23 protein-coding genes are annotated in these 24,406 nt (G+C 48.4%); 18 read left to right on the top strand and 5 right to left on the bottom strand.

Translation table 11 applies throughout. From position 1 onward, the window contains the following. Positions 1-11 precede the first annotated feature (11 nt). On the bottom strand, positions 12-959 hold the full coding sequence (locus THIAE_RS01770) for an alpha-E domain-containing protein (RefSeq protein WP_239232388.1): 948 nt from the start codon (positions 957-959) through the stop codon (positions 12-14). Next, entirely contained in the window at positions 946-2,397 is a 1,452-nt protein-coding gene (locus THIAE_RS01765) for a circularly permuted type 2 ATP-grasp protein (protein WP_006459782.1), read from the bottom strand. The genes THIAE_RS01770 and THIAE_RS01765 overlap by 14 nt, the downstream gene beginning before the upstream one ends. 238 nt (positions 2,398-2,635) lie before the next feature. Here THIAE_RS01765 and gshB point away from each other — a divergent pair, with 238 nt between their 5' ends. The 8 genes from gshB to THIAE_RS01725 all read left to right on the top strand — a co-directional run bounded on the left by gshB (position 2,636) and on the right by THIAE_RS01725 (position 9,432). Continuing rightward, positions 2,636-3,619 (top strand): glutathione synthase, encoded by a 984-nt coding sequence (gene gshB, locus THIAE_RS01760; RefSeq protein ID WP_006459781.1) that lies wholly within the window; start codon positions 2,636-2,638, stop codon positions 3,617-3,619. Between the two features lie 4 nt (positions 3,620-3,623). Beyond that, entirely contained in the window at positions 3,624-4,682 is a 1,059-nt protein-coding gene (locus tag THIAE_RS01755; RefSeq protein ID WP_006459780.1) for an FAD:protein FMN transferase, read from the top strand. Between the two features lie 95 nt (positions 4,683-4,777). Then, the gene (locus THIAE_RS01750) at positions 4,778-5,365 is read left to right on the top strand and encodes a YqgE/AlgH family protein (RefSeq protein ID WP_006459779.1); all 588 of its coding nucleotides are present in this window, start codon (positions 4,778-4,780) and stop codon (positions 5,363-5,365) included. Further along, complete coding sequence (ruvX, locus tag THIAE_RS01745; protein ID WP_006459778.1) at positions 5,358-5,825, top strand: Holliday junction resolvase RuvX; 468 nt, start codon at positions 5,358-5,360, stop codon at positions 5,823-5,825. Before THIAE_RS01750 ends, ruvX begins: the two co-directional genes overlap by 8 nt. Next, on the top strand, positions 5,822-6,331 hold the full coding sequence (gene pyrR, locus THIAE_RS01740; protein WP_006459777.1) for a bifunctional pyr operon transcriptional regulator/uracil phosphoribosyltransferase PyrR: 510 nt from the start codon (positions 5,822-5,824) through the stop codon (positions 6,329-6,331). The genes ruvX and pyrR overlap by 4 nt, the downstream gene beginning before the upstream one ends. After that, complete coding sequence (locus tag THIAE_RS01735) at positions 6,328-7,368, top strand: aspartate carbamoyltransferase catalytic subunit (RefSeq protein WP_006459776.1); 1,041 nt, start codon at positions 6,328-6,330, stop codon at positions 7,366-7,368. The genes pyrR and THIAE_RS01735 overlap by 4 nt, the downstream gene beginning before the upstream one ends. Next, the gene (locus tag THIAE_RS01730) at positions 7,365-8,660 is read left to right on the top strand and encodes a dihydroorotase (protein WP_006459775.1); all 1,296 of its coding nucleotides are present in this window, start codon (positions 7,365-7,367) and stop codon (positions 8,658-8,660) included. The genes THIAE_RS01735 and THIAE_RS01730 overlap by 4 nt, the downstream gene beginning before the upstream one ends. A gap of 7 nt (positions 8,661-8,667) precedes the next feature. Then, on the top strand, positions 8,668-9,432 hold the full coding sequence (locus THIAE_RS01725; RefSeq protein WP_006459774.1) for a hypothetical protein: 765 nt from the start codon (positions 8,668-8,670) through the stop codon (positions 9,430-9,432). Between the two features lie 55 nt (positions 9,433-9,487). Here the strand turns inward: THIAE_RS01725 and THIAE_RS01720 are convergent, their stop codons facing one another. The 3 genes from THIAE_RS01720 to ppk2 form a co-directional block, all read right to left on the bottom strand. Further along, the gene (locus THIAE_RS01720) at positions 9,488-12,031 is read right to left on the bottom strand and encodes a methyl-accepting chemotaxis protein (protein ID WP_006459773.1); all 2,544 of its coding nucleotides are present in this window, start codon (positions 12,029-12,031) and stop codon (positions 9,488-9,490) included. A gap of 143 nt (positions 12,032-12,174) precedes the next feature. Further along, positions 12,175-12,405 (bottom strand): hypothetical protein, encoded by a 231-nt coding sequence (locus THIAE_RS01715; RefSeq protein WP_006459772.1) that lies wholly within the window; start codon positions 12,403-12,405, stop codon positions 12,175-12,177. Between the two features lie 22 nt (positions 12,406-12,427). After that, the gene (ppk2, locus tag THIAE_RS01710; protein ID WP_006459771.1) at positions 12,428-13,222 is read right to left on the bottom strand and encodes a polyphosphate kinase 2; all 795 of its coding nucleotides are present in this window, start codon (positions 13,220-13,222) and stop codon (positions 12,428-12,430) included. Positions 13,223-13,349: 127 nt separating this feature from the next. Between ppk2 and THIAE_RS01705 the strand changes: the two genes are divergently transcribed. The 10 genes from THIAE_RS01705 to THIAE_RS01665 all read left to right on the top strand — a co-directional run bounded on the left by THIAE_RS01705 (position 13,350) and on the right by THIAE_RS01665 (position 24,402). Next, positions 13,350-14,045, top strand: coding sequence for a YggS family pyridoxal phosphate-dependent enzyme (locus THIAE_RS01705; RefSeq protein ID WP_006459770.1), 696 nt, complete (start codon positions 13,350-13,352; stop codon positions 14,043-14,045). A 101-nt stretch (positions 14,046-14,146) separates the two neighbouring features. Beyond that, positions 14,147-15,748, top strand: coding sequence for a type I restriction-modification system subunit M (locus tag THIAE_RS01700; protein ID WP_006459769.1), 1,602 nt, complete (start codon positions 14,147-14,149; stop codon positions 15,746-15,748). Further along, positions 15,738-17,111, top strand: coding sequence for an AlbA family DNA-binding domain-containing protein (locus tag THIAE_RS01695; RefSeq protein WP_006459768.1), 1,374 nt, complete (start codon positions 15,738-15,740; stop codon positions 17,109-17,111). The genes THIAE_RS01700 and THIAE_RS01695 overlap by 11 nt, the downstream gene beginning before the upstream one ends. Next, a complete protein-coding gene (locus tag THIAE_RS10785; RefSeq protein ID WP_006459767.1) occupies positions 17,108-17,263 on the top strand; it encodes a hypothetical protein in 156 nt (51 codons plus the stop codon). The genes THIAE_RS01695 and THIAE_RS10785 overlap by 4 nt, the downstream gene beginning before the upstream one ends. Next, on the top strand, positions 17,253-18,605 hold the full coding sequence (locus THIAE_RS01690) for a restriction endonuclease subunit S (protein ID WP_006459766.1): 1,353 nt from the start codon (positions 17,253-17,255) through the stop codon (positions 18,603-18,605). Before THIAE_RS10785 ends, THIAE_RS01690 begins: the two co-directional genes overlap by 11 nt. A gap of 167 nt (positions 18,606-18,772) precedes the next feature. Continuing rightward, a complete protein-coding gene (locus tag THIAE_RS01685) occupies positions 18,773-19,060 on the top strand; it encodes a DUF2442 domain-containing protein (protein ID WP_006459765.1) in 288 nt (95 codons plus the stop codon). Positions 19,061-19,156: 96 nt separating this feature from the next. Next, entirely contained in the window at positions 19,157-19,396 is a 240-nt protein-coding gene (locus THIAE_RS01680; RefSeq protein WP_006459764.1) for a type II toxin-antitoxin system RelB/DinJ family antitoxin, read from the top strand. Continuing rightward, positions 19,386-19,673, top strand: a complete 288-nt coding sequence (locus THIAE_RS01675; RefSeq protein ID WP_006459763.1) for a type II toxin-antitoxin system RelE family toxin — start codon at positions 19,386-19,388, stop codon at positions 19,671-19,673. Before THIAE_RS01680 ends, THIAE_RS01675 begins: the two co-directional genes overlap by 11 nt. A 193-nt stretch (positions 19,674-19,866) precedes the next feature. After that, the gene (locus THIAE_RS01670) at positions 19,867-22,989 is read left to right on the top strand and encodes a type I restriction endonuclease subunit R (RefSeq protein WP_006459762.1); all 3,123 of its coding nucleotides are present in this window, start codon (positions 19,867-19,869) and stop codon (positions 22,987-22,989) included. Between the two features lie 81 nt (positions 22,990-23,070). Next, positions 23,071-24,402, top strand: coding sequence for a dihydroorotase (locus THIAE_RS01665; protein ID WP_006459761.1), 1,332 nt, complete (start codon positions 23,071-23,073; stop codon positions 24,400-24,402). Positions 24,403-24,406: the final 4 nt, after the last annotated feature.

The following is a 24,406-nucleotide window of genomic DNA, read 5'->3' as shown; positions in this document are numbered from 1 at the left end:
CACCTTTACGCCTAGGCGGCTTGTAACTTGTGGACAAACCAGGCCTGGTAAATCGCATTATTAAGCGACATAAGATGTTTTTGCAACTGATCAAGATAACCATGCAGCTCCTCAGAGCCGGCTTCAAAATTACGCCATTCTTGCAAGTAGACCCTTAGCGAGGCCACCTGCTGCTTTACCAGTTCCCCATCAGGTAACTGCTGTATGACCTGTTCTATAGTCTGCAAACACTGGGTCACCGAGCGCGGAAATTTGCGATCATTCAACAAAAACCGCACCACATCTTCACCATTAATTTGCGTTTGCACATGCTGGCGATACATCAAATAGCCACTAACTGAACGCAATACATTCGCCCACAGTACATTTTCATAGGCCTGCACCTGCTCAAGATGTTTTTGCTGACCCAAAAAGAAGCCACCTTCATCCAGCAAACGCGACGTCATATCTGCGCGCTCTAAATTGCGCCCCAACATCAAAAATGAAAAGGTTTCATTTTGGCTCAAGGTGCCCGAGAACATCCCGGTCATGGCTTGACAGGCACGAATCACCTCTTCCATTAGATCATTGCGTTTAGCTCGCGAACTCAAATCACTTTCGCGCGATGCCAGCATCAAATGTAACTGATTAATCATATTCCAGGTTTCTTTTGGCAAAATATCACGCGTGGTGCGAATATTTTCACGGGCATGCCGCAGTGATGACACCAATGACGAGGGGTTACGCGTATCACTGATTAACATCGCCATCACGTTTTTCTCAGTTTTCGCATCGTAAAGCTCATCAAACAAAGCCTCAGCACTCACCAACTCAATCAAACGATACCAGCTAATATCAATTTTTTTGGGCAAGTCATACATCAAATTGGAATGCACCAAAATCATCCGGGCGCTGTTTTCCACGCGCTCAATATAGCGCGCAACCCAATATACCCGCTCTGCAACTCTAGATAACATCATCCACCTCCAAATCTACAATCCACGTATCTTTACTGCCACCACCCTGTGACGAATTCACCACCAACGAGCCTTCAACCAAGGCCACACGGGTTAAGCCGCCCGGCGTCACATAGGTATCTGCGCCCTGCAATATAAACGGCCTTAAATCAACATGGCGCTGGGCAATACCCTTCGTGGTTAAGGTAGGCACCACCGACAACTGTAAAGTAGGCTGTGCAATATAATTGCGTGGATTCTGTTTAATCAACTCACGAAACGCATCACATTGTTCGGCGCTGGCGTGCGGCCCAACCAACATGCCGTAACCACCGGATTCATTGGCGGGCTTCACCACTAACTGCTCAATGTTCGCCAACACATAGGCTTGATCTTCTTCGTTGCGACACAGATAAGTGGGCACATTCGGCACTAAAGGTTGCTCATTCAGATAAAACTCAATCATCGCTGGCACATAGGCATAAACCACCTTATCATCCGCCACGCCACAGCCTGGTGCATTAGCAATGCCCACCTTGCCGGCACGCCAAGCACGCATTAGGCCCGGCACACCCAGGGTCGAGTCCGGCCGAAATACCTCAGGGTCTAAAAACTCATCATCAATACGACGATAAATAACATCAACACGCTTTAAGCCCTCGATATTGCGCATATAAACATAATCATCATCACCGACGACCAGGTCGCTGCCCTCCACCAATTCAGCCCCCATTTCATGGGCTAAGAAGGCGTGTTCATAATAGGCCGAATTAAAAATGCCCGGTGTTAACACCACCACCTCCGCCAGTACTGAGTCATTGGGATTAAGCGAATTGAGCATCGATAATAATTTATTAGGGTAATCCCCGACTGGCGCAATCATGCTATGCTCAAACAACTCAGGGAGCACCTGCTTCATGACCGCGCGATTTTCTAACATATAGGATACGCCTGATGGCACGCGCAGATTGTCTTCCAACACATAAAATTGCCCCTGTGCATCGCGCACCAAATCACTGCCACAAATATTGGACCAAGCACCATGTTTTGGACGCATCCCGACACACTCAGGACGAAAATTTCGCGAACTCAGCACAATATCAGCCGGCACCACACCGGCCTTGAAAATTTTTTGCTCGTTATAAACATCATCAATAAAACAATTCAGTGCGCGTAAGCGTTGTTGCAGGCCTGCTGCTACCGATTGCCATTCACTGGCCTCAATAACGCGTGGCCAAATATCAAACGGCCAAGCCCGATCGATATTGCCTTCATCACTATAAACCGTAAAAGACACGCCCATTTTGGCAATCGTTGCATCTGCTAAAGCTTGCAAGCCTTGCAATTGATCCGAATCTAACGCACGAAAATTATTGACCAAGTCTTGTGAACCGGCACGCGGCTGGGTATCGGATAACATAGACTCATCATAAAAGGCGGGGTTATAAGCCGATAGCATCATTACATCCTCATGTTTATTATATTTATCAATTATAAGCACATAAAAAACCAATTTTTTAATTAATATTTAAAAACATAGAATTAGATACAAAGTACTGAAAAATCACACAGCTTATAAAAAAATTATGAAACAAAACGCACCATGTTAGAACAAAAAAACAGCACAAACAAAACGACATAAAATGGCCCGCTAAATCTCCTATAATAAAGCTCTTTCAGCCGACGCTTGGGATGGCACGATGACCATTAAACTTGGGATCATAATGGATCCAATCGAACAGATAAAACCTTATAAAGACAGCTCATTTGCGATGCTACTGGCCGCGCAAGCCCGCGGCTATGAGTTGTTTTACATGAATCCAAACGATGTGTTTTTAGTGCAAGGGCAGCCCATGGCACGAATGCAAAGGCTGCGCGTCTGGGAGCAGGCTGATGACCCAAACTATTTTGAACTTCATGACCGCCAAGACCGCCCGCTCAACGAATTAGATATTGTGCTGATTCGCCAAGACCCCCCGTTTGATCAAGACTACCTCTATTGCACCCACATTTTAGAACTCGCCGAACAACAAGGCGTGCTCGTGGTCAACAAACCCCAAAGCCTGCGCGACGCCAATGAAAAACTCTTTGCGACCTGGTTTAGCGATTGCATGACCGACACCCTAGTGACCGCGCAAGCCGATCGGCTCAAAACCTTTGTGGCACAGCATCAAGACACCATATTTAAGCCACTTGATGCCATGGGTGGTGCGTCTATTTTTCGAGTGAAGCATGGCGACCCGAATCTCAATGTGATTATTGAAACCTTAACCGACCATGGCCAACACCTCATCATGGCGCAACGCTTTTTACCGGACATTGCGCAAGGCGACAAGCGCATCCTACTTATTGATGGTGAACCTGTGCCTTTTGCACTGGCTCGCATTCCGCTGGCTGGCGAAAATCGCGGCAATTTGGCGGCCGGTGGACGGGGGGTCGGTCAACCGCTCACGGAGCGCGACCAGGCTCTTTGCGCCCGGATTGCACCCACTTTACGCGCCAAAGGGTTATGGTTTGTTGGCCTCGACGTGATTGGCGACTACATTACCGAAATTAATGTCACCAGCCCGACCTGCATCCGTGAGCTAGATGCACAATTTGGCCTCAATATTGCCGACCAGTTAATGCAACGCTTAGAACAGGCACTGCAAGAGCAAGCCATTCAACAACCAGCGCGCCATTAACCACATGCAGCCAAGCACGCGATTAACCACTTCTCTAATTACACGCGGAATCTTAGGCCTAGTGTTAGCAGGCCTGCTGCTTCTCAGTGGCTGTCAAACGACCCCGCCGCCGGTTGTGCAAACCTTCTATGTGTTTGGCACTGAAGTGAGCGTACATATTTATGACACGCCCTCACCGCAAGCCCAAAAAGCAATTCATGCTATCGAACAGCATTTTTTGGCCATGCACCAGGCCTGGCATGCTTGGGAACCTCATGGCTGGGTGTATCAAATTAATCAAGCCATTGCGCAAGATCAGGCCATTGAAATCCCTGCTGATATCCAAGCCTTCATCCAGCAAACCCAGCAATTAAGCGCGCGCACCCACCATCTTTTTGACCCCGGCATTGGCAGCCTAATTGCCCTATGGGGATTTCATCAGCGCGACTGGCAAGGCCCACCGCCCGACCTGCACCTGCGCCAGGCCTGGTTAGACCAGCGCCCTTCCATTGCCGACCTCGCATTTGAGCAAGGCCAGCTCACTAGCCGCAACACAGAGGTGCGCTTGGATTTTGGCGGCAATCTCAAAGGTTTAGCGGTGCAGCAGGCCTGGTCAATTTTACAAGACCATCAAATACCTCGCGCCCTGCTTAATCTAGGCGGCGACTTAGGCAGTTTTTCGCTTGATACACGTGATAAAAATCCCCATACAAACTGGACCATCAAACTACGCGACCCGCAACAACCAGAGCGCGCAATCGCCGAAGTCATCCTACCCGCCAATATGGCGCTCTTCACCTCCGGCACCTATCAACGATACTTCGATTGGCAAGGGCAGCGCTTCAGTCACCTGCTTAACCCCAACACCGCCGCACCGGCTGATAGCTTTGCCTCGGTTAGCGTTTGGCATCCAGACCCCGTCATGGCTGACACCCTCGCAACAGCTCTACTCATTGCCGGCCCTAATGGGTGGCAAGCCTTAGTCGCTGAGTTTGAGCTGAGCCACTATCTACTCATCGACCAGCAAAATCAGCTGATTGTTAGCCCTGCTCTTTCGCCCTGGTTAGTCAAGACGACCCCATAAGCCTGCGAATGCTATTGAATAAATCTGTTAAAATAAAGGTCATTTCATGACCTAAACACCAACAGACTGACTCACAGAATGACACGAGGCCTAAGTTGCAGCCCCAAATAGAAACCTTACACAGTTATCAACACCAAATTTTAATTGCCAACCCCAGCTTGGATAACAGCTGGTTTGAGAAAACGGTGATTTATATTGCCGAAGACAGCGATCAGCAAACCACCGGCCTGGTGCTCAACAAACCTCATCAATTTAAAGTGAGTGACCTGCTCGACTATTTTAGCTTTAGCCCCGCCGGATCAGCCGAAACCCGTCCCGAACTGGGCGAGCATGTGCGCCTGGGCGGACCCGTCGATAAAGAACACGGCTTTATTCTGCACCGCCACCGCAACAACTGGCCCAACAGCATAAACCTTGATGATGGCTTAGTGCTCAGTACCTCGGAAGCGTTTTTAAAAGCCATTGCCGCGGATGAAGCTGAACGACCTTATTTGGTATTTTTAGGGGTGGCTAGTTGGCATCCCGGCCAGCTGACTGAAGAAATCCAACGCAATTCCTGGCTAACTTGCCCCTATGATCCCGCTATCGTGTTTGATGTGCCGATTGATCAACACTGGCAACATGCCTTGGCGTCACTGGGAATCGATCCGGTCTTTTTAAGCAGTGAGGCCGGTCATGCTTAATCTACACGCCCTAGCACAAGGCCGCACTAAAGCCGATTTATCGGGGAGTTTGCTCGGCTTTGATTATGGGCTGGCGCGCATTGGCGTAGCGATAGGACAAACCATTAGCGACACGGCCACTCCTTTATGTGTGTTAAAGAATCGCGATGGCCAAGTAAACTGGGATGACATCAGCGCCTTAATCACAGAATGGCAACCGGTGGGTCTGGTGGTGGGATTACCGCTGCGTTTAAACGGTGAAGAACAGCCCTTTACGCAAAATGCCCGCAAATTTGCCCAACGCCTCGGTGGTCGCTACAACCTTCCGGTGTTTTTAATCGAAGAGCAACTGAGTTCTATTGAAGCCGAACAGCGCCTGCGCGCCCAGTCCGGTGGCAAAAAAAACCACACCCGCCACAATCCGCTACTTGACGCACACGCTGCCCAAATTTTACTGACCAATTGGCTGGAGACCGCATGATCATGCCCAACCTTGATTTAGATTCCTTACTAGACCAACTTGCTGATGCTATCCGTCAAGCGCCCTTTTTTAGCGCCGACAGCAAAATGATTGGGCTGCGCACCGGCGGCGAATATATCGCGCTGGCCTTGGCCGAACGTCTGCAACTTAATGAAGCGATTGGCGTGTTAGACAGCAGCTTTTATCGTGATGACTTTGCCACCAGCGGACTTAGCGCCCAAGTGCAACCGTCTAATATTCCTTGGGATGTGCAAGACCAAACCATTATTTTGGTGGATGACGTGGTGCACACTGGACGCACCATTCGCGCCGCAATGAACGAAATTTTTGACTATGGTCGCCCTGCGCGGATTATATTAGCCTGCCTGATTGATCGCCAAGGTGGACGCGAACTGCCTATCCAGCCCGATTTTTATGCCTATGCCACCGCAGATGCGCTCCGCTTTAAATTACAAGGCCCTAGCCCCTTGAGCCTGCGCATTGAACTTTTGGAGGACACCCTATGAGCCCACGCCTAAATGCCCCCAACATTCAACTTAACGAGCTAGGCAAACTCAAACACTTTCTAACGCTGGAGGGTTTAAAACAAACTCACCTGTTAGAAATCCTCGATTTGGCGGAGTCCTTCATCAATCCGCAAACCAATGAAATCAAAAAAGTGCCCCTGCTGCGCGGCAAAACCATTATGAACCTGTTTTTTGAGCCGAGCACCCGCACCCGCACCACCTTTGAAATTGCCGAAAAACGCCTGTCGGCTGATGTAATGAACCTCAACATCAGCGCCTCAGCGACCAAAAAAGGCGAATCGCTACTCGATACCCTGTGGAACCTAGAAGCCATGCAAGCGGATATGTTTGTGGTACGTCATGCCGAAAGTGGTGCCGCGCATTTTTTTGCTGAGCACGTTGCCCCGCACGTGCATGTCCTCAATGCTGGCGACGGACAACACGCGCACCCGACTCAAGCGATGCTGGATATGTTTACGATCCGCAAACTCAAAGGCGATATTTTTGACCTCAAAGTCGCTATTGTGGGCGATATTTTGCACTCACGCGTTGCGCGCTCTCAAATCCAAGCTCTAAGCTTGCTGGAAGCCCGTGAAATTCGTGTTATTGGCCCAAAAACCCTGATTCCACCTTATCCAGAAAGCCTCGGCGTGCAGGTGTATCATGATATGAAACAAGGCTTAGAAGATGTCGATGTGGTGATTATGCTGCGCCTGCAAAACGAGCGGATGCAAAGTGCCTTGCTACCGAGTGCCGATGAATACTTTAAAACCTACGGCTTAACTGAAGAACGTCTTAGCTATGCCAAACCGGATGCGATTGTCATGCATCCCGGCCCGATTAATCGCGGGGTTGAAATTGACTCAGCCGTCGCTGATGGCCCGCAATCGGTCATTCTGCAACAAGTTACCTACGGGATTGCCGTGCGCATGGCCGTCATGGCCATCATTATGAGCAATGCCGCGCAACTGCAACAATTTAACCAAGAACAAACGCAACAAGCCGATGCCCAAGCCAGCACGGAGACTCACTCATGAAAATGATTATTAAGCAGGGCCGCGTTATTGATCCTTCACAACAACTCGATCAAATAACCAATATCTATATCAGCCACGGGCATATTGTCGCCGTCGGCGACCCCGTACCCGCCGGCTTTGAAACACGCGCTGAAATTGACATTCTGGACGCGCAAGGCTTGTGGGTATTACCAGGCCTGGTGGATTTGCAAGCACGCTTAGGCGAACCCGGCAAACATCTCGCCGGTAATATTGCCAGTGAAACCAAAGCGGCGGTCGCCGGTGGCATTACCACCCTGTGCTGCCCACCTGACACCCAGCCGGTCACCGACACCCAAGCCGTCACCGAACTTATTCAACGTCGGGCGCGCCAAGCCGCCACGGCGTTTGTTTTGCCACTGGGTGCGCTAACCAAAGGACTCGCTGGCGAACAACTCAGTAACATGAATTCGCTAAAAGCGGGCGGATGCGTGGCACTCAGCCAAGCCAATCAACCCATTCAAAACCCACTGGTACTCAAAAATGCCCTTGATTATGCGGCGTCACAAGATTTACTGGTGATGCTGCGCTGCGAGAATCAACAGCTTAAAAATCACGGCGTCGCTCATTCCGGTGCGGTCAGCACCCGCCTTGGCCTTAACCCGATTCCGCGTTCAGCCGAAACCATCGCACTGGCACGTGATTTAATTTTGGTCGCTGAAAGTGGCGTGCGCGCCCATTTTTCGCAACTCTCCTGCGCCGAATCCGTGCAGATGATTGCCCAGGCCAAAGCGCAAGGCTTGCCGGTCACCTGCGATGTGGCGGCCCATCAGCTGCACCTAACTGAAATGGACTTATTAGAATTTAATAGCCTATTTCATGTCAGTCCGCCGCTGCGTAGTCAAGACGATCAACTGGCGCTTATCGCGGGGGTCGCCGATGGCACGATTGATGCCATTGTCAGTGACCATACCCCGCTTAACAAGGACCATAAACTCTTACCCTTTGGCGAAAGCACACCCGGTATCAGCGCCCTAGAAACGCTCTTGCCCCTCACCCTTAAACTGGTGCAAAACGGCCAGCTGCCCCTTGAGCGAGCGATCAGTGCCCTCACCTGGCAACCAGCGAATATTATTAATGTGATGGCTGGACGTATCACCAGTGGCTACAGCGCCGATCTATGCCTGGTCGATCCAGAAACCTTTTGGGCATTTGAACCCGCGCAACTGATTTCAGCGGGTAAAAACTCGCCTTTTGCCGGTTGGCGTTTTGAATCAGCGGTGGTGACCACGCTCTTTCAGGGTCGCACGGTGTATCAAAACCGCGCCGTATAAAGACACTATGAATAGCCTACTTACCCTATTGAGTTGTAGCGCCCAGCCCAACCAGGCCTGGTTGTGGCAAACAGAACAGGCACATGAGATTAAATTTGGTACCGTCGGCCATTTTAACCATTCAGACCCACTTAACCAAATCACCGCTAAAGCCTGGCACAACCAAGCTACCGCGGATGGTCGAGTTAAAACCCAATGGCTCAGTGACCAGGCCTGGTTAGACTCGTGGCAAGCCGGTGACCAGCGACAAGTCACGCTCCACCAAGACTTCATTCGCCCCGATGGCGTAACATACTGGCCACAACAAGCACAAATTTGGTTAGCGGACCGCAGCAGCCTTGCTTGGGTATTAGCTGCTGCAAAAGAACGCCAACAGGCTAAACAAGCCGGCCTAGAGGTAGCACCGATGATTGCGCTACTCAAACATGACCCCTTGCTACCGGTGCAACTGAAACCGGCGCGGTTTATATTGGATTTAGCCGGGTCAGCGTTGGGTGCCGTACCCATATTAGAGGATTGGGGCGTGGTCAATCGCGTGGCGCACCCAGATGGGCTTCCGGGCTGTTATGAGGGTGAATTGGCTGACCTACTGGCTGACTTACTCAACCACCTGCCTCATCATTTATCTAATCACTCGCCCGAAAACCAGCCGGCTTGGTATCTATTAGGACAACTCAAAGAAACTGATCAGCAGGCCTGCTTAGCCCAAACTGACCATCTATTTATTAGACATTATTTGACTCACCGACTGCCCGCCCAGGCCACTCAATAAAAAAGCCCGCACAAGTCGGGCTAATCAATTATGCAACCATTTTTACAGCGGACAGCTAAAACTCTGCCCATTCCTCTGCCTGACCATTCGCTACTAATACTCGCTTCGAGCTGTTATCCAGCTTTGGAGGTAATTTAGCATTAGATTTAGGCTTGAGCGGAACAATTTTTGGCTGCTTAAGCAACTTGGCTTGGTCATGGTGCGACATTTCTTCTGTTTTGAAGAACGCCATTTCCTCCATAAGGCCACGCGCTTGCTCCTGCATGCTTTCTGATGCAGCGCTCGTCTCTTCAACCAAGGCCGCGTTTTGCTGGGTCACCGTATCAATTTGAGTAATCGCTTCATGCACTTGTAAAATGCCGGCTGCCTGCTGTTCTGAAGAACTCGCAATACCTTCAATCATCGCAGTCACCTCATCAACCGCCAAGTTAATTTCAGCAAGTACCTCGCTAGATTGCTTGGCCAATTCATTACCCTCTTTTACTTTATTGGCACTATTTTGAATCAGACCCGTAATATCTTTTGCGGCAGCGGCTGACTTCTGTGCCAAGGCTCTAACTTCACCCGCTACCACGGCAAAACCACGCCCATGATCACCGGCACGTGCCGCCTCGACTGCCGCATTAAGGGCAAGTAAATTGGTTTGGAAAGCGATACCATCAATCAAGGTCACAATCTCGCCAATCTTATTGCTCGCCTGCTCAATCTCATGCATTGACGCGATGGTCTTATTCATGACGGCCACACCATCGGTCGATTTTTGCTGAACTGCTTTTGCAACCTTGGTGGTCGCTGCAGCAGCTTCGCGATTGTTCTGTACGGCTGTATTCATCTGCTCCATAGTGGCAGAGGTTTCCTCTAATGCCGCTGCTTGTTCTTGCACACGCTGACTTAGATCCTGCGACCCTTTCGAAACCTCAGCGGAAGCGCCATCTACGACCTGTGCAGCATGCAATGCGCTTGCAATCACATTAGAGAGCTTGTCAGAATTGCTATTAATGGCGGTTTTGAGCTTCTCTAACTGGCCTTGGCAGTCGGTAGTGATGGCTTGGGTGAGATCACCTTGGCTTTGTGCGTCCATGACACGGGTGATGTCGCCGATAACATCCTCAAGTACTGCAACCGTAGCATTTATTGAATCTTTCAGCTTATTCATATCGCCAGCGGCTGCAATTTTTACCCTTTCGGAGAATTGTCCATCTGAAACATTAGACATCACCGTGTTAATTTCGCTAATGACACCATTCATGGTAGACATTGCAAACGAAGCCGCATCAATCATCGCCTTATATTCACCCTGCGCTTGGGTATCGATATTGACACTAAACTGACCATCGCGAAGATAGTTCATGGTTTCTTGTAGCTGAGACATCACATCGGCAATATTATCGGCACTGGTATTGATGCCGTCCTTGAGTTTATTAAGGTCACCCACCAACTCGCGGGTGATACGCTGATCAAATCGCCCTTCGGCCAGCGCCTTGACGACCTTATTGGCTTCACTAATCGCATCTTGCATATTCGACAACAAGAAATTGACCGCTTTACCCATGTCGCCGATTTCATCTTGGCGTTTGTCATCGGCCCGGATGCTGAAATTGCCGGTTTGGCTAATTTGCGCCAGAGTGCCTTGAATTGCCGATAAACCGCGGGCAATTAACCGTGGAATAAAGATCGCGACCGCAATCGATAAAACCACTACCAACAAGCTGATAATCATCATCATGCGTACGATGTCTTCATTGAGCGCCTGCACCATCGGCCCGACTTGGTTTTGTTCTGCTTGGATACGTGATACCACCTCTTGCAAGCGACCTTCAACATCGCGACCAATACTATCCATTTCGCTGATATTTGAATTGGTTAGATCTATAACACGTTGTAAATCACGCATTTGCTGAACATAAACATCAATCAATTGTTCGGTATCGCGCATTTGTGCGATGCGCTCGGCACTTTGCATACTCGTGCGCAGATTGGCAAGACGCTGTTCGGAGCGCTCAAACTCCTGATAGGCGATCTCCATGACGTCGGGCGTGCCTTCGCGAATAAAGCGCTGTCCGGCAATACGAGCTAAGAGCAAATTACGATTCAACAAGCCTAAATCCCGTACCACTTCAAGGTTTTCAGCACTACGCAACATATCAGTAATGTTTTGTTCGATTTGCGGACCGGTTTCAAAGGTAAGGGCGTGTACCAATGTATCGCGTTCAGCCATGAGTAATTGAATGCGATCAAAATTAGCTCGAAACTCAATCAACCCTGCCATCACCTCTTGAGCTTGACGCTCGCGCTCAGAGCCGGTGACACGGGCTGTCAAACGCTCGGTTTCGGTCACCAGTTCGTTATAACGCTCAATAAAACCTTCCGCGTTTGTTTGGCTAGAACTTCTTAAATAACGCATAAAATTCATGCGGGTGGCAAACATGCTGGAATCAACATCGGTCGCAGCCACCGCATTAATGGCTAAGGTCCGATAATCCGCAAAACCACCGGCCGATTCCTGCACCTTGACGATACTGTACACAGCTAATCCAATCACCATCAAGGTGATTAACGTAAAGCTACCAAGCAGCTTAGCTTTGATTGTTTTAAACATGGCAGACTCCTGATAAAGCATGAAATAAACACTTGCTACAAAAACACTCAAAAAACCAAAATGACTAGAGTAGCTTTACTTATGACTATACAGGATCTATACAAAATAAAAAACAAATTTGTTCAAAAAAATCAAATAATAGTTTAGAGTCTTTCTGTGCGACCCGATCTTTTGCGCATTTTTTTAGCTATCGCTTCTAACTCTTTAGCAAATTCATGATAAGCATCGGAATGCACCACCTCCATGGCGGCATCAATCAACAACTCTAGCTCGGCAAAATGCTCATCACTAATCGCTTCAAGTTGCGGTGCATCCAACATAATTTTAAAACGCTCGACCACCTCTTTCGCGTGGCCTTTCATAGGGAGAGTCATAGTCTATCCTTTTAGTGTTTATTTAATCGTCTTGGAAAATATCATCGCCACTCGATAAGATGAGAGGGTCCGGCAAGCCGACAATCGATTCATCTTTGCCTTCATAGGGCAGGCTATTTAAGATAAATCGCATACAGGCCAAACGCGCCCGTTTCTTATCATTCGACTTGATTACTGTCCAAGGACATTCATTGGTATTGGTGTAAAAGAACATATCTTCTTTGGCTTTCGTGTAATCATCCCAACGGTCTAAGGACGCTAAGTCCATGGGCGAGAGTTTCCACTGCTTCAATGGATCATTTTTACGTCCGGTAAAGCGGCGCAGCTGTTCCTTACGCCCAACCGAAAACCAAAACTTCATCAAGGTCACGCCATCAGCGACCAACATCCGTTCAACCTCTGGCACTTGATGCATAAACTGCGTGTATTGCTGCGGTGTACAAAAGCCCATGACACGCTCAACACCTGCCCGGTTATACCAAGATCGGTCAAACAGCACCATCTCACCTTGAGTCGGCATATGCTCTAAATAACGCTGAAAATACCACTGGCCTTTTTCACGCTCATTAGGCTTGTCTAAGGCCACCACTCTCGCGCCACGCGGATTTAAATGTTCCATCACCCGTTTAATAGTGCCACCTTTACCGGCCGCATCACGCCCTTCAAACAACATCACAATACGCTGATCAGTATCCTTGGCCCACTTTTGCATTTTGAGTAACTCAATTTGCAAATCGCGCTTCATGGCTTCATATTCATCACGCCCTAACTTATCATCATAAGGATAATTACTTTCGCTGGATTTAACTTGCTTCACACACACTCCTTACCATCTTGTTTAAACATATTTAATGCATAATTTAAGCTTAACAAGTGCAGCGCCAAATAGCCAAATAAAATAATTAATAGGCTAGAATCAACCCAATCAATGAAAAGGACTCAGCATGACACCGCAGGACTACGCCCACAACTTCGCACAAGTAAAACACCGAATTAACCAGGCCTGCTTACAAGCCAACCGCGACCCCAATGACGTGAGCCTCTTGGCGGTTAGCAAAACGCAACCGGCCGCTGCCGTCGCCGCATTTATCGCCCTCGGCCAACGCGCCTTTGGCGAAAACTATCTGCAAGATGCTTTGCCAAAAATAGCCGTCCACCCAGATGCGACCTGGCATTTTATTGGACCGATTCAATCCAACAAAACCAAACCGATTGCCGAGCATTTTGACTGGGTAGAAAGTGTCGATCGTCTTAAAATTGCCCAACGCCTAAGCGCACAACGCCCAACTGACCGCGCGCCGCTCAATATTCTGCTTCAGGTTAATATTAGCCAAGAGGAAAGCAAGTCTGGGTTTTTACCGGCAGAGCTGATCGCCGCAGCACAAGAGATGGCGCTATTACCAGGCCTGGTCATTCGCGGTTTAATGGCGATTCCCGCTGCGACCGATGACATGGCCGCGCAACGCCAAGCCTTTGCACAGATGCGCGTGCTATTTGAACAACTGCAAACGACCCTGCCGCAACACCCCATTGATACCCTTTCAATGGGCATGTCGAACGATTTAGAGGCCGCAATTCTAGAAGGCGCCACCCAAATACGCATTGGCACCGACTTGTTTGGCGCACGCGTTAAGTCATAACACCCTCCCCAAAAGGGGTGGGTACGGGTAAGTTTAACCCCATCACCCAATTTGACTTACAATAGTCCGATCAAAGAAAAAACCATCACTAGGATAATTGCATGACCTACGAAGACATGAAAAAGACCCTCTGGACAGCTGCCAATCAATTGCGCGGTTCGGTATCAGCGGCAGAATACAAATACCCTGTTCTTGGACTGGTGTTTTTAAAATATGTGTCCGACCTGTTTGCCGCACAAGAAGACGTGATTCGCCACCGATTGGCCGACCCGCAATCCGACCTGTTTATTGAAGAATTGGAGATTCGTGAAGAAAGCGCCGACTACTTTGTGGAGGATAAAACTTTTTACGAATCCGATAACGTATTCTGGATTCCTAAAGAAGCGCAATTTAATACCCTGTTAGCAAAAGCTACCGACCCTGCCTTGCCGCAAATGCTCGATAAAGCCATGAAGCTGATTGAAGATGAAAACCCCAGCTTAAAAGGCGTGCTGTATCGTGAGTTTTCTCGATTAGCCCTAGAGCCTGGTAAGTTAGGCGAACTCATGAATACGCTGGCTCGCCTAAAATTCAATCCAGAAGACCACGGCAGTAAAGATGTGTTTGGGGAAGTGTACGAATACTTTCTTGGGCAGTTTGCCATGTCCGAGGGTCAACGTGCTGGCGAGTTCTACACGCCCAAATCCGTGGTCAATATGCTGGTGGAAATCCTTGCACCCTTTAAAGGCAAAATCTACGACCCGGCTTGTGGTTCGGGCGGGATGTTTGTGCAGTCAATGAAGTTCAAAGAATCACACCAGAAAACCTTAAAAAAGACCGGCGACCTTGCCGTCTATGGTCAAGAAATGATGGCGCAAACTCGCCGCCTATGCTTAATGAACTTGGCCGTGCATGGCTTAGAGGGTGATTTAGGCTCGACCTATGGCTCCACCTTTACCAATGACCAACACAAAACCCTGCGTGCCGACTATATCCTCGCCAATCCGCCATTTAATATCTCAAACTGGGATGGCGACAAGCTCACCGACGACCCGCGCTGGAGTTTTGGGATTCCACCCGCCGGCAATGCCAACTACGCCTGGCTGCAACATATGTGGAACCGCCTATCCAACAAAGGTCGTGCCGGGATTGTGCTCGCCAATGGCTCGATGTCCTCCAACACCTCCAACGAAGGGGTGATTCGCAAAAACATGATCGAAGGCGATGCCGTCGACTGTATGGTTGCATTGCCTGGCCAACTTTTCTCGAACACCCAAATTCCGGCGTGTTTATGGTTCCTATCAAAAGACAAAAAAGCAGGTGCAAATGGCTCGATTGACCGCACCGGGCAAGTCTTATTTATTGATGCACGTCACGCCGCCTCAAGTCGTATTTCACGCACCCAAATTGAATTCACTGGTGATGACCTAAACCAAATCGCCATGCTCTACCACCGCTGGCGTGGCACCGAATTTAGCGATGGCGAAGAATACCAAGATATACCAGGCCTGGTGTTTTCGGCATCACTAGACGATATTAAAAAACACGACTATGTGCTGACACCAGGACGCTATGTTGGCGCAGCCGAAGTCGAAGACGACGGCGAACCCTTTAGCGACAAAATGACACGCCTCACCGCCCAACTTAGCAAACAATTCAAAGAAAGTGACCGCCTCGAAGCCGAAATCAAAACCAATCTAGCAGGCCTGGGTTATGCACTTTAACTTGCAACAGCAAATCGACGCTGGCGAAAGCAAAACGCTGGAATTCAAACGCCAACTTCCCAAGGGCGAACAGCTCGCCAAAACGCTGATTGCGTTTGCCAATACCGCTGGCGGCAAACTGGTGATTGGTGTGGACGATCAACGCCAAATCCTCGGTATCGAAGACGACGAATTTGAGATGATGGATAAAATCGCCTCGATGGTGCATGAGCTTTGCCAGCCGAGTCTCATGCCAAGCATTTACCTCGAAACCCTGCAAAACAAAACCCTTGTGGTAGTGCAAGTGTTTCGCGGCAATCAAATGCCTTACTTCCTCAAATACCAAGGGCGCGATCAAGGCACTTACGTTCGCCTAGGCGCGACCAATCGCCAAGCCAGCTTGGTGATGATTCATGAACTCGAACGCCAAGCGCTCAATCAAAGCTTTGATGAACAAATCGCTTGGCAAACGGCTTTGTCAGAACTCGATTTAACGCCGCTGATTCAAGCCTTTGAGCAAGTAGGCAAACCATTAAATGATGCCAAAATGCGTTCGCTTAAATTAATTCGCCAACAGGATGGGATAGATTACCCCACCCACGGCTTAATGATTTTGCTCGGGCGCTATGAACAGGTTGCCATCAAATGCGCACGCTTTAAAGGCACCGCCATGACGCTATTCTTAGACAAAAAAGAATACACCGGCGATCTGTTCAACCAGCTCGAACAAACCGAAATCTTCATAAAAAACCACCTGCACCTGCGCGGCGAAATTTTAGGGCTGCAACGCACCGATACCTTTGAAATCCCCATGCCGGCGATACGTGAAGCACTCGTCAATGCCATCGTACACCGCGACTACAGTAACAGCGGGCGCGACATCAAAGTCGGTATTTATGATGATCTGCTCAATATCGTATCCCCCGGCGGCTTACCCAACGGCATCACCCTTGACGAAGCCATGCACGGACGCTCCGAAATCCGCAACAAAGTCATCGCCCGCGTATTTAAAGAACTCGACTTTATCGAACAATGGGGCAGCGGCATCGCCCGGATGCAACAAATTTGCCAACAAGCCGACACCCCCGCGCCACGCCTCAAAGAAACCGGCGACTTTTTCGATATTGAGTTTGTCCGAACCGAAACCACCTCGCAAGATGAAAGTTCGGAGAAAAGTTCGGAGAAAAGTTCTGAGAAAAGTTCGGAGAAACTGCCACCGATTTTAGCTTTGATTCAGAGTAACCCTAAAATCAGCGCCAAAGCCCTATCTGAAGAATTGGGTATCACATCCCGTGCTGTTGAAAAACAAATTGCACAGCTAAAAAAAGATGACAAATTAGAACGCATCGGCCCAGCAAAAGGCGGCTATTGGAGAGTTAAATGACTAAAAAACAAATCCATCAAAATCACCAGGCCTGGTTAAAACCGGACAAGTTCATCGAACCATTTTCTCGTTCCCACGTTCCACGTGGGAATGCAGACCAATTCGAAGCCGAGCTTAAAAAGAACCTTGGAGGGATTGGGTATGTCATCTGAGTTTCAGGAAGTTATTTTTGATGAATTTATTGAACTTGCTTCCGAAAAAGTGCCTGTTGAGTCTCTCACATTAGAAACATATATTTCAACAGAAAATATGATTCCGAATAAAGGCGGAATTGAGGTTGCTAGCTCATTGCCTAACTCAAAAACCGTCAACAAGTTTGTTAAAGGTGACACTCTGTTTTCAAATATAAGAACCTATTTTGAGAAAGTCCATTTTGCAGACTTTTCAGGTGGAGCTTCCCCCGACGTACTGATATTTAGAACGAAAAGCGCACAAAAACTTTTACCAGAGTATTTGTACTACATTGCAAGCAACAAAGATTTCATTGACTTTACTGTTAGGACTTCTAAAGGGGCGAAAATGCCTCGTGGAGACAAAGGTGCAATTCAAGGCCATAAACTGTTATTGCCGCCTTTAAGCACCCAACAAAGAATAAGTGATATTTTGAGAACACTCGATAAAAAAATCACCCTCAACCGCCAAATCAACCAAACCCTCGAAGCGATGGCTCAGGCGATGTTTAAAAGCTGGTTTGTCGATTTTGAACCGGTCAAAGCCAAAATGCAGGCACTCGAAAACAGCGGCACCGAAGACGACGCCAACCTCGCCGCCATGCAAGCCATCAGCGGCAAAACCGCCGACCAACTCGCCACCCTAAAAACCCAACACCCCGACCAATACCAACAACTCCACCACACCGCCAGCCTCTTCCCCTCTGCCATGCAAGACAGCGAACTCGGCGAAATCCCGGCGGGGTGGGAAGTAAAATCTTTGGATACTATGGCTCATTATCAAAATGGTTTGGCCTTACAAAAGTTCAGGCCAGAAGATGAAAATGATTTTTTGCCGGTTGTAAAAATCGCTCAACTCAAAAAAGGTTTTACTGACGGAGAAGAAAAGGCATCACCCAATATCAACCCATCGTGCATTATTGATGATGGAGACGTTGTGTTTTCGTGGTCTGGAACGCTTGTTGTGGATAGTTGGTGTGGCGGAAAAGCGGCATTAAATCAGCATTTGTTCAAAGTGACCTCTGATGATCACCCAAAATGGTTTTACTACTATTTCACCAAGCACCACTTGGATGAATTTCAACGAATTGCTCAAGCCAAAGCCGTCACTATGGGACATATCAAACGAGAACACCTAAAAAAAGCATTATGTGCTGTGCCAGATTCTGATTTGATTGCCCATTTAGGCCAAACCATTAAACCTCTACTTGATAAAGCAGTTGCGGTAAGACTTGAAAACCGAACATTAACCGAACTCAGAGACACTCTGCTGCCAAAACTCCTATCAGGTGAACTGCAAATCTCAACCGAGGATGTAGCATGAGCGAAGCTGAGGTTTTTTACTCGTTCCCACGCTCTGGCGTGGGAATGCAGACCGGTGTCGAATAATAGCCGGATTGGCTTAGTGTGTTGCGCGACAGGCAGATTGGTAGGCGCTCCCACTGGGGACACTGGGAGCATTGAACCTTTGGTTTAGTTTGGGAGGGTGTCATGTTAGAAGTTACGCAAGCGAAGTATTTAAACGACTATCAATTAGCTTTGAGTTTTAGCGATGGTTGTGAGGGCGTGGTTGATTTATATCCATTTTTAGAACAAGAAAGCCGGAAAGTGTTTCAGCCTTTGTGGGATGTGTCTGTTTTTAAAGCGTTTAAGTTGGAGTATGGCACGCTTACTTGGTTAAATGGCACGATTGATTTGGCACCAGAATATTTGTACTTTCTCGCCAAGCGTTACGATGCAAGATTGCAAACGCAATTTGCCGAATGGGGCTATCTTTAAAATAAGAACCACCAGGCCTGGTGACTTTGGAAGTTGAACAATACTTTTGTGTTACAATTGTCATTACAAAATTAATCACCAAAGAGGATGTTGCGCATGAGCACCATTAGTATTCGTGTCGATGACAAGTTAAAAAGTGATGCTTATCAAGTATTACGAGAGCTAGATATTACACCATCTGAATTGCTGCGCCAGACCTTAGAATATGTCGCACAACATCATAAACTGCCGTTTAAACCTGTATTACTCAACGAGGAAGATCAGGCTTTACTGCAAACGGTGCGCGAAAGGTTACAAGATCCCCAACCCGTAGCGATTTCCCTAAATGACCTATAGTCTTGAATTTGATCAAAGAGCATTGAAAGAGTGGCATAAGCTTGACGCAACTATTCAAGCACAATTTAAAAAGAAATTGGCACAAGTGCTTGAACAGCCAAAAATTGAAGCCAATCGACTGCGTGATTTGGAAAATTGTTACAAAATCAAGCTACGTCAATCTGGTTATCGTCTGGTCTATCAAGTGCAGGATGCGCGTGTTGTGGTATTCGTTATTGCCATTGGCAAGCGAGATAAAGAAAAAGCTTATGAGTCCGCGAAACATCGACAATCATGAACTTGAAATGCTTTCCCAATGGGAAGAGTGGGAATGAGAGCTGTAGAAGTGGCATGAATCGGGTTTGTGGCGACAGAAATGAAAACCGACGCGTACTCAATAAATTGAGAAGAGGCGCCGGGCATATTAAATCGAACGATACACCTTGGAAGGATCCAAGGTCAAGTATGGTTGAGAAATAAAAAGGCATAGGATGAACGAGAACATTTTAGAAGACGCCGCCTTGGATTGGCTCGCAGAGTTGGGTTACGAGTGCCTGCATGGTGACGAAGTTTCGCCGGGGGGTGCGGACGAAGACCGAACGCGTTATGCGGATGTGGTGTTGGAATCGCGACTGAAAAATGCGCTGATTCGCTTAAACCCAAAGGCTTCGAATTCTGAAATAGATGACGCGTTTTCTAAATTGTCCGGTTATGCCTCGCAATCACTGGTGGATGGCAATAAAGAACTTTATGACTGGTTGCGCAATGGGGTGCCGGTTGAAAAGACTCACAGTGACGGCGCACGCACCACTGAACGCCTGAGCGTGTTCGATTTTAGCGGCGATAATGATTGGCTGGCCTTGCGCCAGTTTACGGTTCACGGTCAAAAAGTACGCCGACCGGATATTGTGGTGTTGGTGAATGGCTTGCCACTGGTGGTATTAGAACTAAAGAATCCGGCGGATGTGAACGCCGATATTGAAAGCGCCTATAACCAAATCCAAACCTATAAAACCGATATTCCTCAGCTGTTTTATTTTAATCTGCTTAATATTATTTCCGATGGTACGGTGGCACGCTTCGGCTCGCTCACGGCGAACTTTGGACGCTTTACCCCTTGGCGCTTGCTGAACGGCCAAAAACAGCATGACAGCGCTCAAATGGAGTTGGAAATCATGGTGCGCGGCTTATTGGCGCCGAAAACCTTGCTGTCTTACTTTAAAGGCTTTGTGGCCTATGGTGGTGAAAGCGGCCATGCCACGTTTAAAATCATTGCACAATGGCATCAATATCACGGCGTGGTCAAAGCGGTTGAACGCGCAACATCTGCCCTATTGACGAAAAAAGACGGTAAAGGTGGCGTGATTTGGTTTACCCAGGGTTCGGGTAAATCCCTGTTGGCGCTGTTTTATGTGATGAATTTGCGCGACCATCCCGAATTTAAAAACCCAACGATTGTGTTAGTGACCGACCGAAACGACCTAGATGGCCAGCTTTATGAAACCTTTTCACAAAGCTCCTGGTCTTTGCGCGGTTCACCGGTGCAGGCCAATAATCGTAGCGAGTTAAAAAGCATTTTGAGCCAATCGGAGGCCGGTGGCATTATCTTTACCACGATTAATAAATTTGCGCCGGAAACGGGTCAAAACAAAGTGGAATCCTTATGCGACCGCTCGAATGTGATCGTGATTGCTGATGAAGCCCATCGCACGCAATATGGGTTTAAGGCTTCTCTGGACGACAAAACCGGCAAAACCAAATACGGTTTGGCGAAATACATGCGCGATGCCATGCCGAATGCGATTTATCTGGGGATGACCGGTACACCGATTAGTTTTGATGACCGCGATACCGAATCGGTGTTTGGCAGTTATGTCGATGTGTACGACATGATTGCGGCACAGGATGATGGTGCGGTGGTGCCGGTGAGTTATGAGTCGCGCATTATCGAGTTGGCGTTTAATGAGGCTGACCGTCAGGCTTTGGTGGAAGAGTTTATTGAAAACACCGAAGAGGAAGACGAAACCGAACAATCCAAAACCATCAGTCGCTATACCCGGCTAGAAGCCTTGGCCATGGCGGATGGGCGTTTGCAAACCTTGGCGGAAGATTTAATCGCTCATTGGGAATTGCGCCAAGAAGCGGTGGCGGGCAAGGCGATGGTGGTGTCGATTTCACGCGAGGCCGCCGTCAGACTTTATGATGAAGTCATCAAACTGCGCCCCGATTGGCACGATGAGGATATTCATCAAGGCAAAATCAAAGTGGTGATGACCAGCAGTTCGTCTGACCCGAGTCACTTTCAGCCACACCGCACCGACAAGCAAGAACGCAAATTGCTGGAAAAACGTTTTAAAGATGAAGCCGACCCGCTTGAAATCGTGATTGTACGTGATATGTGGCTTACCGGCTTTGATGCGCCGCCGGTTCATACGCTGTACGTGGACAAGCCGATGAAAGGTCATGGCTTGATGCAAGCGATTGCAAGAACGAACCGTATCTGGAAAGACAAGCCCGGCGGTTTAGTGGTCGATTATATTGGCATTGGTAATGAACTCAAAGAAGCGATTAAAACCTACACTAAAGACAGCGGTAGCGAGCGTGATCCGGTCGATATTAGCGGTGAAGCGGTGAAGATTTTATTAGACAGCTTAGATGTCGCGAGAAAAGAGTTCTTCCACGGGTTTGATTACAGCGGATTTGAAGAAGCAAAAAAAGCACTCAGCCTGTTGCAACCGGCGATGGAGCATATTCTGCAAGTCAATCCAGAGCCGGACAAAAAAGGTCGCAATCAAGGCGTGACGGATTATTTGGACTTGGTAGCCAAAATCACCAAAGCACAGGGTTTGGCGGGAACCCATGAACGAGCGATGGCATACCGTGAAGAAATTGCTTTTTTTCAAGCCGTTAAAGCAGGCCTGGTAAAACTCACACGCTCTGGTGCACCAAGTGGTAAATCGCGTTTAGAGCGAGAAGCGGCTTTGCGCCAGTTAGTGGCAAAAGGCGTGTTGGTTGAAGGCGTGAATGACATTTACAGCACCTTGGGCATGGAAAAACCGGATTTGTCGTTATTGGATGAGCGATTCCTAGAAAAAATTCGTGATATGCCCACCAAAAACCTAGCGGCCGAGTTGTTATCCAGATTGGTAGAAGATCAGATTAAAGCACGCGGTCAGAAAAACGCGATACAAGGAAAAGAGTTCACCCAAAAACTGGAAGAAGCCATTACCAAATACCAAAACCGTGGACTCACCACGGTAGAGGTGATGAATCGTATTATTGAAATCGCTAAAGAGTTACGCGAATCCGCCGCCCCCGATGGCATGACTGATGAAGAATATGCCTTTTACCAAGCCTTAGCGGAAAATAAGTCTGCCGTGGAGCACTTAGGGCATCCGGTATTAAAAGCCTTGGCATTAGAATTAACCGATAAGTTAAGAAAGTCGGCCACCATTAACTGGCAAAACCGTCAATCAGCCCGCGCAAAAATGATGGCGATGATTAAGGTGCTGTTGAAGCGCCATCGTTACCCACCGGACAACGAAAAGGAAGCGACACGCAAAATTATTACGCAAGCTGAATTGTTGGCAGATAGCTGGGCACTTACAGTTTAATTTATGAGGCAAACGCGATTATTTCCGCCCCTGACCCAATCTTGCTAGAATAGAACACACTTTTTAATAAAGGACTTTCTCATGTCACGTACCCTGATTAAACACGCCACGATTGTGAACGAAAACCAGCAGCAGGTTGCTGATGTTTTGATCGAAAATGGTCGCATCGCCCAAATTGCACCACAGATTGATGTTACAGCCGACCTTGAAATCAACGCCGAAGGCTTGCATTTGTTACCCGGCATGATTGATGATCAGGTGCATTTTCGTGAACCGGGCATTACCCATAAAGGCGATATCGGCACGGAATCACGCGCGGCAGTCGCCGGTGGCACCACCAGCTACATGGAAATGCCCAATGTCAATCCGCCGTCGGTTACTTTGGAGGCCTTGGAAGCCAAGTATGCCATCGGTGCTGAAAAATCCTGGGCAAACTACTCGTTTTATTTGGGCGGCACCAATGACAATGCCGAGGAAGTGGCAAGAGTAAACCCGAAAACCGTCTGTGGCGTGAAGGTGTTTATGGGGTCGTCAACCGGCAATATGTTAGTCGATCAAGAAACCGCGTTACGCGCGATCTTCAGCAATAGCCCCATCATAATCACCACCCACTGCGAAGATACGCCGATGATTAAAGCCAATGAAGACGCTTTCCGCGAAAAATATGGCGAGGATGTGCCCATGAGCGCCCATCCAATTATTCGTAGCCGCGAAGCCTGCTATAAATCTTCGGCGATGGCGGTGAAGCTGGCACAGGAAACCGGCGCACGCTTGCATATTTTGCATATCACCACCAAAGAAGAACTCGACCTGTTCACCCCCGGCCCGTTGGCCGACAAAAAAATCACCGCTGAGGCCTGCGTTCACCATTTGTGGTTTACCGATGCCGACTATGACACTAAAGGGTCGTTGGTGAAATGTAACCCGGCGGTCAAAACCCAAGCCGACCGCGATGCGATTCGCCAAGCGGTGATTGATGGCCGCATTGAAGTCATTGCCACCGACCATGCGCCGCATACTTGGGACGAAAAACAAAACAGCTACTTTAAAGCACCGGCTGGCCTGCCACAGGTGCAACAGTCGTTGAGTGCCCTGCTTGACCTCTATCACCAAGGCGTCTTTACCCTAGAGCAAATCGTTGATCGTACCTCACACAATGTTGCGCGACTGTTTGATGTGCAAGATCGTGGCTTTATCCGCGAAGGCTATTGGGCAGATTTAGTATTGGTGGATTTAAACAAGCCGCATACTGACAGCAAAGACAAAAATTTGTACAAATGCCAATGGTCACCTTGGGAAGGCCATACTTTTAAATCCAGCGTGATTAAAACCCTGGTCAATGGCCGTGTCATGTATGATCAAGGGCAGTTTGCCGAGTTTGTGCCTGGCCAACGTTTATTATTTAACCGCTAAGGAG

The organism is Thiomicrospira aerophila AL3 (genome assembly GCF_000227665.2).
GTDB lineage: Bacteria > Pseudomonadota > Gammaproteobacteria > Thiomicrospirales > Thiomicrospiraceae > Thiomicrospira > Thiomicrospira aerophila.
This window is presented reverse-complemented; position numbering and strand designations above follow the sequence as displayed.